This is a genomic window from uncultured Thermanaerothrix sp. (genome assembly GCF_938028735.1).
In the GTDB taxonomy this organism is placed as follows: domain Bacteria; phylum Chloroflexota; class Anaerolineae; order Anaerolineales; family Anaerolineaceae; genus Thermanaerothrix.
The window spans coordinates 1-14,139 of record NZ_CALIMF010000015.1 but is presented as its reverse complement, the minus strand read 5'-3'; the positions used below and the strand labels follow the sequence as shown (position 1 = coordinate 14,139).

Annotated in this window: 12 protein-coding genes; all 12 read right to left on the bottom strand. The window is 53.0% G+C overall.

The genetic code is table 11. The features are described from left to right. Nucleotides 1–24: 24 nt before the first annotated feature. Entirely contained in the window at nucleotides 25–2,250 is a 2,226-nt protein-coding gene (locus tag Q0721_RS09250; RefSeq protein WP_299028699.1) for a methyl-accepting chemotaxis protein, read from the bottom strand. A 238-nt stretch (nucleotides 2,251–2,488) separates the two neighbouring features. Then, a complete protein-coding gene (locus Q0721_RS09245; protein WP_299028696.1) occupies nucleotides 2,489–3,409 on the bottom strand; it encodes a branched-chain amino acid transaminase in 921 nt (306 codons plus the stop codon). Between the two features lie 27 nt (nucleotides 3,410–3,436). Further along, nucleotides 3,437–4,498 (bottom strand): 3-isopropylmalate dehydrogenase, encoded by a 1,062-nt coding sequence (leuB, locus tag Q0721_RS09240; protein WP_299028693.1) that lies wholly within the window; start codon nucleotides 4,496–4,498, stop codon nucleotides 3,437–3,439. Further along, complete coding sequence (cimA, locus tag Q0721_RS09235; protein WP_299028690.1) at nucleotides 4,488–6,065, bottom strand: citramalate synthase; 1,578 nt, start codon at nucleotides 6,063–6,065, stop codon at nucleotides 4,488–4,490. The genes leuB and cimA overlap by 11 nt, the downstream gene beginning before the upstream one ends. Nucleotides 6,066–6,077: 12 nt before the next feature. Further along, entirely contained in the window at nucleotides 6,078–6,668 is a 591-nt protein-coding gene (leuD, locus tag Q0721_RS09230) for a 3-isopropylmalate dehydratase small subunit (RefSeq protein ID WP_299028687.1), read from the bottom strand. Between the two features lie 14 nt (nucleotides 6,669–6,682). Continuing rightward, nucleotides 6,683–8,110, bottom strand: coding sequence for a 3-isopropylmalate dehydratase large subunit (gene leuC, locus Q0721_RS09225; protein WP_299028684.1), 1,428 nt, complete (start codon nucleotides 8,108–8,110; stop codon nucleotides 6,683–6,685). After that, a complete protein-coding gene (locus Q0721_RS09220; protein WP_299028681.1) occupies nucleotides 8,085–8,300 on the bottom strand; it encodes a hypothetical protein in 216 nt (71 codons plus the stop codon). The genes leuC and Q0721_RS09220 overlap by 26 nt, the downstream gene beginning before the upstream one ends. A 31-nt stretch (nucleotides 8,301–8,331) precedes the next feature. Next, nucleotides 8,332–9,954 carry a 2-isopropylmalate synthase gene (locus Q0721_RS09215; protein WP_299028678.1) on the bottom strand — a complete coding sequence of 541 codons (1,623 nt, stop codon included), beginning with the start codon at nucleotides 9,952–9,954 and terminating at the stop codon, nucleotides 8,332–8,334. Nucleotides 9,955–9,974: 20 nt separating this feature from the next. Further along, nucleotides 9,975–11,060, bottom strand: a complete 1,086-nt coding sequence (gene ilvC / locus Q0721_RS09210) for a ketol-acid reductoisomerase (protein ID WP_299028675.1) — start codon at nucleotides 11,058–11,060, stop codon at nucleotides 9,975–9,977. Nucleotides 11,061–11,090: 30 nt separating this feature from the next. Further along, a complete protein-coding gene (gene ilvN, locus Q0721_RS09205; RefSeq protein WP_299028672.1) occupies nucleotides 11,091–11,621 on the bottom strand; it encodes an acetolactate synthase small subunit in 531 nt (176 codons plus the stop codon). 13 nt (nucleotides 11,622–11,634) lie between these two features. Continuing rightward, nucleotides 11,635–13,356 (bottom strand): biosynthetic-type acetolactate synthase large subunit, encoded by a 1,722-nt coding sequence (gene ilvB / locus Q0721_RS09200; protein WP_299028670.1) that lies wholly within the window; start codon nucleotides 13,354–13,356, stop codon nucleotides 11,635–11,637. Between the two features lie 36 nt (nucleotides 13,357–13,392). After that, a partial coding sequence (locus Q0721_RS09195) for a dihydroxy-acid dehydratase (protein WP_299028667.1) occupies nucleotides 13,393–14,139 on the bottom strand: 747 nt, incomplete at its 5' end.

Here is a 14,139-nt window from a genome sequence, read left to right as displayed (position 1 = left end):
TTCACAGTGAAAGGGGCAAAGGAACTACCATCGAAGCGATTCTCCCTGTTTAGAGGGAACAGTTGCCATCTCCCAACGCACATCATATTCACAATAAGGATCTCCATTATACATACAACGCGTCTTTTGAATGTAGGGAATCCCCCCTGCAGCCTCAATGACTCCTTCCATCCAACCTACATGGTTGTACGTACACCGTTCACGCGGCTGTTTCTTCCCCATATCCACTTCCATGCGCACGTGATTCTCAGCCAAATCAAAAATACGCACAACCACCCCATCGCCCCAATTATGGCGCAAGCATAAGTCCATACGACGAATGATGTAGCCGGGATCACCGGGCTTGAAATACTTTGCCAGCGCAGCCCCCGGCTGAATATCATATTTAGCCCGGTAACGGGTCATCTCGCGCAGAATATCGTCCTTGCCTCCCGCCAGAATCTCTTTGATGGCTGCCGTGAGTGCCCCTAACACTTCAGGTGGGTATTCACCTTCAGGCTCAATCTTCCCACGCAAAATCTGCTGAATGTCAGCCGGCAGGCGGCGAATAACTTGATCCAGAGCCACCTGTCCGTACTTCTCACGCACAAAATCCAGCCGTCCAATTAAAGCGCTCCCTCGGCTGACCTTGCCGCTCACCTGTTGGGTGATAATTCTAGCAATTTGTTGTTGCAAAAGAGTCGTCTGTTCACTCATCCGCTGGATAGATGAAGTAACCGCTGCAACCTGATCGCGAATCTGCTCTGAAGCCTGCGCCACGGAATTGAGTACCCTTAAGTTTTGCTCACTGGTGGCGGCATAGACTCGAACAGTAGATGTCACCTCCGAAGCGCTGGCAGCAAGCTCCTCAGTAGCGGCCGTATTCTCTTCTACAACCGCTGAGACCGTTTCCATCGCCGCTGTCAAGCCGCGTGTGGCATCGTTGATTTCATCGGTGGCTTGAGAAATATCCTGGATTCTACTTTCAATCTGATCAATCCCCTTTAAGATGGCTTCCAGGGCCTCATCCGCGTGAAGACTTTGTTGCACTCCTGCATCAATTTCCGTCCCTTGCTCCTGGATGGCGACACCCATTTCAGATGCAGATTTTTGAATGCTATGGATCAACCCTGCAATTTCTTTGGTTGCCTGGACCGATTTTTCAGCCAGTTTGCGGACTTCATCAGCCACTACTGCGAATCCCTTGCCCTGCTCACCAGCGCGGGCGGCCTCAATGGCCGCATTTAGAGCCAGGAGATTCGTCTGCGCAGCCAGTTCCTGAGTGGTCTCAAGGATTATCCCAATTTGTCGTGTATTTTGCCCCATCCATTCGGCCTTCTCTCGCACACGCTGGGTGCTCTCCACAATCCGCTGCATACGCTCAATGCTTTCACGAATGATCCGCGAGCCATGCTGGGCTGAAGTTGAAACCTCGCTGGTAACTCGGGTTGCCAAATGCGCACGCTCCGCAACAAGTCGAATCTTCTCGGTAATCTGTTGCATCCTCCGCGACGACTCGGCCACTGCTAGGGCTTGTTCCTGAGCCCCTTTGCTTACACCATCAATAGCCAACGCCATCTGTTCAATTGCCTGCAAGGTGGATTGTAAACGCTCGATCTGCTCATTGGTATCCCGAACTACATGATGCAGATTCTCGCTAATTTCACGCGTTGCCTGATTGGTCCGATCAGCCGCAAAAGCAATGCTGCCATACTCCCGGCTGATCTGATCAATATTCTGGGTCATCTTGCTGATGGTTTCGCGCAGGGATCTCACCATCCGTACCAAGGCTTGCCCAATAGCATCGTTCTCGGAACGTGCACCGACATCTAATGCCAGGTTGCCCCCCGCAATTTTCTCTGCGATTGTATTAATCTGCAGTAGATATTCCCGTATCTGGCGCTGGGCGTGAAGTAAATCCCGAATCTCATCCCATCCCTCGATTGAACGATCCTGTCCAAGATCCCCTTGCGCCAGTTGGAGCGCAGATTGTGCCACGTCATGAATGGGCATCACAATGCGCCTTAAAGCCAGCAATAACAATAAGTAGGCAGGCGCTACCAGCACGACTGCCAGCCCTAATCCAACAAAGGTTACCCCTTGCTTTCCTAGGATGAAACCCGCTGTGGCTGCAAGCGAGGTCATGCCCACCACAATTGCATTAAGACGAAGCGCTATTCCCCTCCGGAAGACAAGGTACACAATCCCCAACGTCAGCAATGCCACCAGCAGAATGAGTCCTGCAAAAGTCAGCCCGCCCATTGTCTCCATTGCTCCCTCAATTTTGCCCAAACGCCACCATGATCTTGCTTCTAAGGCCTCGAAATTGGCTAATCCCTTTTTCGGCCAATAGCAGTTTACAAATCGGGCCTCTGCAAAACTATAAACAACGGATAAAAAACCAATAAAACCCCGATTAATCCCCAATCAAACGAAATAAAAGCGCCCTGCATCAGGGCGCTCTTGCGATCAGATGTATAGATACAGGCAGCCTATCCACTTACATAACTTAGCCATTTACATAACTTAGCCATTCAGCAGAACGCGGGTGTTCTCCCCCAACTACCTGGCGGAACGCTCTGGCCAAAGCGCGGGTCACTGGCCCAGCCTTCCCATCGCCAATAACCCGAAAATCAATCTCCGTGACCGGTACTACTTCCGCCGCCGTTCCACACACAAACATTTCATCCGCAATATAAAGGTGATCCCGGCTGATCTGAGTCTCCACCACCGAGTAACCGAGATCCCTGGCTAACACGATTAGCGAATCGCGCGTGATTCCTTCCAATACGGCCCAGGTTCCAGGAGTATAAATGACTCCTTTGCGAACAATGAAAAGGTTTTCCCCCGTGCATTCCGCTACATAGCCCTGGGGATCCAACATAACCGCTTCATCGAAACCTAACCGTACCGATTCGGTTTTGGCCAAAACACTATTGGCATAGTTTCCTGTAACTTTGGCCTTGGTCATCATCACATTGGGGTGATGACGGGTGTATGACGAAACATTCATCCGCACCCCCTTTTCCTCGGAATCCTCCCCAAGGTAAGCCCCCCATGCCCAGGCCGCAATGCCAACCCGTGCTACTCCGCTATCCAAGTTCAAATCACGTTTATCACTCTCGTGAAAGATCAGAGGGCGAATATAGCACGCCTCAAAGCCGTTTGCCCGCACCACTTCCTTACACGCCTCCCCCAGTTGCTCGGCAGTAAAAGGTAGGGTGCGAAATCCCAGTATTTTGGCCGAATTAACCAGCCGCTCCATATGCTCTTTCAACCGGAAGATGGCCGGACCGCGTGGGGTGCTGTAACAACGAATACCTTCAAATACCCCCAAGCCGTAGTGCAACGCTGTATTGAGAAAGTGGACCGTGGCCTTCTCGTATTCCACGAGTTGACCATCCAACCAGATATAACGTGACTCGGCCATAATGATTCCTCCACATTGGAATTAGATTTAGTCTAACCGCTCGATGATCGCCTGGGTCATCGCGGTTGTGCTCAAGTATCCACCCAAATCCCGTGTACGAGCCCCTTCAGCAATTGCCCGATCCACCGCCCTCTCAATCGCCTTGGCTTCCTGCTCCAGCCCCAGTGAATACTGCAATAGCATGGCCGCACTCAATATCGTACCAATAGGGTTAGCAATCCCCTGACCGGCGATATCCGGCGCTGAGCCATGGATAGGCTCATATAGCCCCCCCTCCCGACCATTTAGCGATGCCGAAGGAAGCATACCCATTGAACCCGCCAACACCGCTGCCTCGTCGGTGAGAATATCCCCAAACATATTTTCGGTAACGATGACGTCAAAAGACCGGGGAGAAGTTACCAAACGCATCGCAGCAGTATCCACCAGAACATGCTCCAAGGTGACATCAGGATAACGCTGAGCCACTCGATTGGTTACCTCCCGCCACAGACGTGATGATTCCAGCACGTTGGCCTTATCCACCGAGCTCACTTTTTTCCGGCGCTGACGTGCGAGACGAAACGCTAGATCCACGATACGCTCAATCTCAGATTCGCAATATTCCAGGGTGTCCACTGCATGGTACTGACCATCGCTCCATTCACGCTTCTTGGGTTGGCCAAAGTACAAACCACCGGTCAGTTCACGTACCACGATTAAGTCAACACCTTCCAACCGGTCTGGCTTTAGTGGCGATGCTTCAATCAGGGCAGGATGGACCCGCACTGGACGCAAGTTTGCAAAAACTCCTAACCCTTTACGCAATCCCAGCAGTCCCTGTTCTGGACGCACTGACGCCCGCGGGTCATCCCACTTTGGCCCCCCAACTGCACCCAACAACACAGCATCCGCAGCGCGACAGGCGTCGAGTGTTGTCTCAGGCAAGGGACTTCCGGTCTGGTCAATGGCGCATCCACCGACTAGGTGTTCAGAGAACTCAAAGGTATGCCCGAAACGTTGTCCAACTGCCTCCAAAACCTGTACCGCCGCACTAACGACTTCCGGCCCAATGCCATCTCCTGGCAAGAGAACGATGTTAGCTCTCATGCGTTTGTCTCCTGCTTAACTCCCAGAGTCCATATTCCACGGAATCCGCCAGCGCCAGCCAGGAAGCCTCAATGATATTGGTAGACGCCCCGACCGTGCTCCACTGGCTCACCCCGTTACTAGTATCAATTAGCACTCGCGTGGTTGCCATCGTGCCATGATTACCATCGAGAATTCGCACTTTGTAATCTTTTAGATGAAAGTGATCAATTTCGGGATAAAATGGGCGCAAGGCTTTTCGCAACGCCCGATCCAATGCATTCACTGGCCCGTTACCATCCGCAGCGGTATGGATAACCTCACCATTTACACGCACTTTGACGGTTGCCTCAGCAATCATCCCTCGTCCTTGGCGATGCTCAACACTGGCCGTAAAATCAATTAACTCAAAGGGTGGCTGATAATCCGGTTGGCGCCGGCGCAACATCATCACCACCGAAGCCTCAGCCGCCTCAAAGGAAAAACCTTGCGCTTCCATGGATTTCAGATCTTTCAGGGCCGAGGTTACATCAAACGTGCTATCAAGATCCAGGCCATACTCTTCGGCCTTGCTGAGTAGATTGCCACGTCCCGAGAGTTCCGAAACGACTACCCGGCTGCGATTGCCTACCAGTTCAGGATCAACATGCTGATAAGAGCGCGAAGTACGTCGCATCGCAGCCACATGGATGCCACCTTTGTGGGCAAAAGCTGCCCGTCCAACATAGGGAAGGTGCTCATCAGGAGCCAGATTGGCAACCTCGGCCACATAATGTGAGAGATCAGTCAATTTGACAAGATGCCCCTCCGGCAAAGCCTTCAGACCCATTTTCAATTCCAAATCGGGAATAATAGAGCACAGATTGGCATTTCCACACCGTTCTCCATATCCATTGATCGTCCCCTGGACTTGAATACACCCCTCGCGCACTGCCACCAAGGAATTTGCCACTGCACACTCACCATCATTATGGGCATGAATGCCTAACTGGGCTGTGGGAAAACGCATCCGCACAGCACGCACAATTTCCCCCACTTCCCAAGGCAGAGTACCGCCGTTCGTATCACACAGGACCAACGTTTCTGCGCCCCCTCGCAAAGCTGCCTCTAGGGTCGCAAGGGCATATTCAGCATCTTCTTTATACCCATCAAAAAAGTGCTCGGCATCATAAATAATCTTACGTCCATTCTGCACCAAATAGGCCACGCTCTCCTCGATCATCCGTAGATTGTTCTGAGGCGTGGTACGAATGACCTCATGAACATGCAGCAGTGAGGATTTACCTACTACAGTACAATAGAGGGTTTGGGCTTCGAGCAAAGCACGAATGTTCTCGTCCTCATCGGCACGCTTTTCAGCCGCACAGGTCATCCCAAAAGCCGTAATCTTAGCATAGCGCCACTCCATATTCGCAGCACGGCGAAAGAACTCGGCATCTTTAGGGTTAGAGCCGGGCCAGCCTCCTTCAATAAACGCCACGCCCAGATCATCTAAACGCCGCGCAATATTCAACTTATCATCAATAGAGAACGAGATGTCGGTACGCTGTGAACCGTCTCTCAAGGTGGTGTCATAGATCTGGATCATGGCCGCTACTCCTTACCCAGTAAGATATTTGGCCTCAAAGGCCGTAATTTCGGTTTCCAAACTGAGCAAATAACCCAATTCATCAACACCGCGCAACAAGCAATCCTTTGAAAAAGGATCTATGGGGAACTGCACCGCTTGGTCCAGCCAACGCAGGGTTTGAGTTTCAAGATCAATGGTTAATGTCTGAGCAGGATCCTGTGTAAAAGTGCGTATAAGTGCGCGGTGCACTTCTGGTGTCACAACCACCGGCAACAGACCGTTTTTGAGCGCGTTATTGCGAAAAATATCTGCAAATGACGTGGAGATCACAGCTCGAAACCCCCACCCCAGCAAGGCCCACGCCGCATGCTCGCGAGAGGAGCCACAACCAAAGTTATCCCCCACCAGCAACACTTGGGCTCCCTCGCTTTCAGGGCGATTCAAGACAAATGCGGGATCAGGTTGTCCATCCGCAAGATAGCGCCAATCTGCAAAGAGGCTGGCTCCCAGACCGTTTTTATCTGTGGTCTTCAAGAAACGCGCCGGGATGATTTGGTCCGTGTCAATGTTATCAACCGGCAAAACCACAACCCGCGAGGTCAAACATTGGAAGGCTTCCATGGTTTCTTTACCTCCTAGAGCAACGTACGGGGATCCGTAATCACACCATTAATGGCTGTTGCTGCTGCCGTGAGCGGGCTGGCAAGGAACGTGCGACCACCACGTCCCTGGCGTCCCTCAAAATTACGATTGCTGGTGCTCACAGCATATTGCCCTGGCTGAAGCGCATCCCCGTTCATCGCAATGCACATCGAGCAACCCGGCTCACGCCACTCCGCACCCGCCTCTTTGAAAATACGATCCAGACCTTCTGCCTCAGCCGCTCGCTTGACTTGCTGGGAACCCGGTACAACCAGCACCCGCACATTAGGAGCCACCTTGCGGCCTCTGAGCAAACTGGCTGCCTGGCGTAAATCTGTCAGCCGCCCGTTGGTGCATGAACCGATAAAGACCACATCCACCGGATGCCCTACCAGGGGCTCACCAGGGCGCAACCCCATATACGCCAAGGCCTTTTCCAGGGCCGCCCGTTGCGCAGGATCAGTGACAGTGGTCGGATCCGGAATGCGCGCCGTTATGGGCATTCCCATGCCCGGATTCGTACCATAGGTGATCATCGGTTCTAGATCACTTATGTCCAGAGTGACCACCTTATCGTAGACGGCTCCCTCGTCGCTCGGCAAGGTGCGCCAGTAGGCCACTGCCTTTTCCCAAGCCTCACCCTTAGGTGCAAAAGGCCGCCCAAAAAGATACTCAAAGGTCACATCATCTGGGGCTACCATGCCTGCCCGTGCCCCAGCTTCAATGGACATGTTACACAACGTCATGCGTTCTTCCATGGAAAGCGCACGAACTGCCGGGCCGGCATACTCCAAAACGTGACCAGTGCCCCCGCCCGTGCCAATCTGAGCAATTAAGGCCAGGATCATATCTTTTGCGGTCACTCCTTTACTCGGGTAGCCCTCCATATTCACAAGAAAGGTTTTGGGGCGGCGCTGCAACAGACATTGTGTGGCTAAAACGTGCTCAACCTCGCTAGTGCCAATTCCAAAAGCCAGAGCCCCAAAAGCCCCGTGCGTAGATGTATGGCTGTCCCCACAGACAATGGTTAACCCGGGTTGGGTCAACCCCAATTCCGGACCAACAACATGCACAATACCTTGATAAGGGCTATCCAATCCCATCAACTGAATGCCAAACTCACGACAATTATCTTCTAATTGACGGATCTGCCGTCGGCTCAGTTCGTCAGCAAACGCCAAGCGCCCTTCAGGACGCCCATCCGGCGGTGGGAGGGTCGGCACACCGTGATCTACCGTTGCAAACGTGCGTTCTGGTCGCCGAACCCGTAGCCCTTTCTCGCGCAAGGCACTGAACGCCTGGGGAGAGGTTACCTCATGCACAAGATGGAGATCCACATACAATACCGCAGGCGACGCGGGGGGCTCCACTACGACATGCCGTTCCCAGATTTTTTCAAACAACGTCTTCGGTGTCATCATTGGTTACCACACTCGATGCGAAAGATTGTTCAAAAGCCGTACCATTCATATCCGCCATAGTGTTGAGCGGATGAGGAGGGTTGAGATAAGCACTCATATCCCATCGCCCCGGAATGGTGCGAGGCATATTGAACCAATGACTGTATCCGGCTGGACCAGGATTCTCAGAACTCAAACGTCGCGGATTCATGTTATACCTCCTTTGGCAAAGATTTTGAAATCTAACCAACCGTTTCGGCCGATGGTTTTTCCACCGGGCCATACTGCCCGCTAGCAACCAACAATTTGTTTAATGCCGATAGGTACGCCTTGGCACTGGCCACCACAATATCTGTATCTGCCCCATACCCACCGAACGTACGCGGGTAGTCAGTTGCCGTATCCCCATCACTGGGTAGAAGTCCCTGACCGGCTTCAATTCGAACCGTCACCTCACCCAGCGCATCAATCCCTTCGGTGACCGCGTGAATAACGAACTCTTGCAGAACATTAGGTGCCCCGACAATTGCATCAATGGCTTTATAAGTTGCATCTACAGGCCCGGTGCCAATAGCTGCTTGCACCCGCAAGTGCCCCTCAGGGTCACGTAAACGCACCGTAGCGGTTGGCATCCCCATCGTGCCACAGGTCACCTGCAGACCATCCAGAGCAAACAACTCCCGAGGCTGGTAGAGCTCATCAGAAACCAATGCCTCCAGATCAGCATCGGTGATGACCTTCTTACGATCCGCCAGATGCTTAAACCGTGCAAAAACTTGATCCAGCTCTTCGTCGTTCAACCGATAACCCAGGGAAGCTAGGCGCGCACGCAATGCGTGACGACCGGAATGCTTGCCCAAAACCAGACGCGTTTGGGGAACGCCCACGGTTTCAGGGCGAATGATCTCATAGGTCATGCTGTGCTTAAGCATGCCATCTTGGTGAATTCCTGCCTCGTGAGCAAAGGCATTGGCGCCCACAATTGCCTTATTAGGCTGAACCGGAATGCCCGTGTAATTGCTGACCAGTTTGCTCACCCGATAAATTTGGGTCGTATCAATTCCGGTGCGCAGGTTATAGAACTGTCGCCGGGTGTATAAAGCCATCACAACCTCTTCTAGGGCTGTATTCCCAGCTCGTTCACCAATTCCGTTAATGGTTACTTCGGCCTGACGTGCCCCTGCGCGTAAGCCAGCAAGGGTGTTTGCGGTCGCCAATCCCAGATCATTGTGACAATGCACCGAAACAATGCACTTCTCAATCCCTGGCGTATTGCGAATAATACCCGCAATTAGTGCGCCGAACTCTTCCGGTGTGGTGTAGCCCACCGTATCAGGAATATTCAGCGTGGTTGCACCGGCTTGAATGGCTTCTCCTAACACATAGTAAAGAAACTCCGGATCACTCCGCCCAGCATCCTCAGGACTAAACTCCACATCCGGGCATAGCTGACGGGCATAGGCAACCATCTCACGTACCCGTTGCACCACCTCCTCAGGTGTCATGCGCAGTTTATACTTCATGTGAATCTCAGAGGTGGCTAGAAAAACGTGAATGCGTGGCTTAGCAGCATGACGCACCGCTTCCCAAGCCTTATCGATATCATTGACCGAAGCGCGCGCTAAACCACAGATTACCGGTGTCTTTCCGTTGTAATCAGCATTGCCCACTTCTATGGCAATGCGACGCACTGCCTCCAAATCATCGGGAGAAGCAGCCGGGAAACCCGCTTCGATAATATCCACACCCAATGAGGCTAACGCTCGTGCAACCTCGAGCTTCTCGGCACTGGTCATGGTTGCCCCAGGGGACTGTTCTCCATCGCGCAATGTCGTATCGAAGATGCGAACATAATCTTCACTCATTCAACACCTCCATAAAATCCCTATACAGAGGCTGTACTCGCCACCTGCTTTTCGGCGGTTTTCCAGTTCTCGGGTCGCAACGAACGCACCTTAGCCCCTGCGCGCCACATCTCAGATTCCCGCATCTCACGCAATTCAGCTTCCAATTTCTCTTTATAATCCGGAGCACTATTTGCCTTTAGGACGATTCGCGTTTCTTCACCGGATACCACAGACTGGTATAGGCGCTCAAAAACTGGCAAAGTCACCCGGCGGAATTCGTGGCGCCAGTCTAATGCTCCGCGTTGCGCTGTAGTAGAGCAGTTGGCATACATCCAATCCATGCCATGTTCCGCCACTAAACGAATCAGGCTTTGAGTGAGTTCCTCAACGGTCTCGTTGAAAGCCTCGGATGGGGAATGTCCGTGCGCACGCAAAACCTGATATTGCGCTTCCATGATCCCCGCCAGAGCGCCCATCAAAACCCCTCGCTCCCCAGTCAGATCACTATACACCTCGTGCTCAAAGGTGGTTTCAAAAAGATAACCCGAGCCAATCGCAATTCCCAGCGCCAACGTGCGCTCACGGGCTCGCCCAGTATGATCTTGCGCAACCGCGAACGAGGCATTGATACCACTTCCGGCCAGAAAGTTGGCTCGCACACTGGTGCCTGAACCCTTGGGGGCTACCATGATCACATCCACGTAGGATGGAGGTACCACCCCTGTTTGGTCCTTATACACAATGGAAAACCCATGCGAGAAATAGAGGGCGTTACCGGGCTTCAGGCAGGGCTCAATTCTGGGCCACATTTGCTTCTGCGCTGCATCTGAAACCAGATACTGCACAATAGTGCCACGTTCCGCTGCCTCCTCCAAGGAGAAAAGGGTTTCACCTGGCACCCAGCCATCCTTCTGAGCCTTCTCCCAAGATCGCCCACCTGGTCTTACCCCCACAATAACCCGAATACCGTTATCACGCATGTTAAGGGACTGCGCCATCCCTTGCACGCCATATCCTAGCACGGCTACCACTTCGTCTTTCAAGACCTCCCGCGCTTTTTCCAAGGGAAACTCCTCACGCGTTACTACTTCTTCCAGAACCCCCGCAAAATCCATCTTGGCCATATGAGCACCTCCTGAAACAATGAAGTTGGGTTATTCAGCATAGGTTGGTGAAGCGTGGTATCCGTTCCCATTGGCATACAAGGGCATGTTCCCCCGCGCCATGCTGACCACGCCGGTACGCACCATTTCAATAATTCCGATCGGGCGGAGCACCTCTAGAAATCCCTCGATCTTTTCCTCATCTCCAGTGATTTCTACAATCATGGAGTCCGTAGCCACATCCACCACATGAGCCCGAAACACTTCGACAATTTGCATGACGTGTCCACGGTTTTCTGGCGTGGCTCTCACTTTAATCAATGCCAGGTCCCGAGTCACCTTGGGTACGGAGGTGAGATCTGAAACCTGAATAACGTTAATGAGTTTGTAGAGGTACGCCGTCAATCGTTCTGCATTGACGTTATCACTATCCACCACAATTGTCATACGGGAAATTCCCGGCTGCTCGGTGTGACCTACTGTGAGAGACTCGATATTGAAGTTGCGCCGCCGAAACAGAGAAGCCACCCGATTCAACACCCCTGGTTTGTCTTCCACCAATGCCACAATAATGTGTTGCATCACACCCTCCCAATCAAATCTCGTCTTCAGCTGTCTCGATCATGCGGTTGACCAGTGGTCGCCGAATCATGGCATGCAAATCAGCGCCAGCGGGTACCATCGGGTACACGTTGTCTTCTTGCTCTACCCTGAAATCAATCACCACTGTACCCTCAATCTCGCGGGCACGCTGCAACGCCGTATTCACTTCATCTCGAGAAGTGACCCGCAATCCCGTCAGACCGTGGGCTTCGGCAAGTTTTACAAAATCAGGGCTACGCATTGGGGTCGCTGCATAACGTCGCTCATAGAACAGCTCCTGCCACTGGCGTACCATGCCCAGATAACCGTTGTTGATAATCGCCACATTCACTTTCACGCCCTCTTGGGCTGCAGTTGAGAGCTCAGCAGCAGTCATCTGGAACCCCCCATCCCCAACAACTGCCCAGACCTCAGCATCTGGACAGGCAATCTTTGCTCCGATAGCCGCTGGTAGCCCAAACCCCATGGTTCCCAGTCCTCCCGAGGTGATAAACCGGTTGGGATGATCTTGTTTGTAATACTGCGCTGCCCACATCTGGTGCTGCCCCACATCAGTCACGATAATGGCGTTTCCTTGAGTAAAGCGCCAAAGCGCATCAATAACATGTGCTGCATAAAGCTTGCCGTTTCCCGGTACAAGGTTGAGGATATCTTCATCAGCCGCCTCGTGGCGCAGGGTCTCGATATGGGCTAGCCAATCGGAGTGCTCAAGCGCAGGAGTTTCTTCCAACAGCAGGCACAGGGCCTCGCGGAGGTCACCAATTACCGAAACATCCACCTTGACATTCTTGTTGAGTTCTGTAGGATCAATGTCTACGTGAATCTTGCGCGCGCCTGTTGCATAGGTCTTAACATTCCCAGTTACTCGGTCATCAAAGCGCATGCCAAAGGCCAGCAGCAAGTCGGCTTCCTGAATAGCCTGGTTGACCCACGCTTGTCCATGCATACCCATCATCCCTAAGTTCAACGGGTGAGTCGCTGGAAAACCCCCAATTCCTAAGAGGGTCATCGCCACTGGGATTTGGGTCTGCTCGGCAAAAGCGCGTAATTCCTCCATTGCACGACTAAGTAGCACCCCCCGTCCGGCCAGAATGAGCGGACGTTTGGCTTCACGAATCAACTGCGCCGCTTGAATGATCCGAGCGCGATCTGGAACGCGATAAGGCTGGTACCCTCGCAGTTGAATAGGCTTAGGATCGTATGTCCACTCCATGCTATTTTGTTGCGCGTCCTTGGCTATATCCACTAGGACCGGCCCCGGGCGACCTGTGCGGGCGATATAGAAGGCTTCTCGCAAAACGGGTCCGATTTCCTCTACACGCGTGACCAGATAATTGTGTTTGGTAATGGGCAATGTGATCCCCGTCACATCTGTCTCTTGAAACGCATCATAGCCGATGAGATGACTAGCCACCTGTCCGGTGATAAAAACGGTAGGGGATGAGTCCATCATTGCGGTTGCAATGCCAGTCACAAGATTGGTAGCACCTGGGCCAGAGGTCGCTAAAGCCACCCCCACTTTACCGCTCGCCCGTGCATATCCGTCCGCCATGTGCGCCGCTCCCTGTTCGTGTCGCACCAACACATGGCGCACCGGATAGTTCAACATCGCATCATAAATTGGAAGATTGGCCCCTCCTGGATACCCAAAGACAACCTCAACCCCCTCGCGCACCAACACCTCCCAAACGATTTGTGCTCCTGTCCGCTTCATAACTGCTCCTCCTTTGACAAGACCTCTTAGAAATGACTAAATTCCAGGGTATTCCAACACTGCACCACGATCTGCCCCACTTACGAAGTAGGCGTAGCGCTTTAACCATTTGCTGGTGGTTCGCGGCTCAAACGGCGGTAAAGCCGCCAACCGCTGCTGGATCTCTTCATCACTTAGGCGCACATTCAGCGTGTGAGCGTCCAGATCTATCTCAATAATGTCGCCAGGACGTAAGGCGGCAATCGGGCCGCGCGCGGCCGCTTCTGGGGCAACATGCCCAATACAAGCGCCTCGTGTTCCCCCAGAGAACCGGCCATCGGTAATCAGGGCTACCTTGTCACCCAAACCCATACCCACAATTGCACTGGTGGGGCTAAGCATTTCTTGCATCCCCGGCCCACCCCGTGGCCCCTCGTAGCGGATCACCACCACTTCCCCAGGCTGAACCTCTCGTGCCAGGATACCGCGCAGAGCGTCCTCCTGGGATTCATAAATTCGCGCCGGGCCACTAAAACGACGCATCCCAGGCAAAACACCCGCCGTCTTAACCACCGAGCCGCGCGGGGCAAGATTGCCAAAGAGAATGGCCAGGCCACCAGTCTGAGAATGCGCGTTCTCACAACGCCGAATTACTTCTTCGTCCTTGATCCCCGCCCCATTTAAGGATTCCCCTAGCGTGGTCCCGGTGACCGTCAGACGATCTAAATGGAGTAAACCGGTACCCCGATGCACTTCTTTTAGGATCGCCGGCACCCCCCCAGCACGATGGACGTCCTCCATATG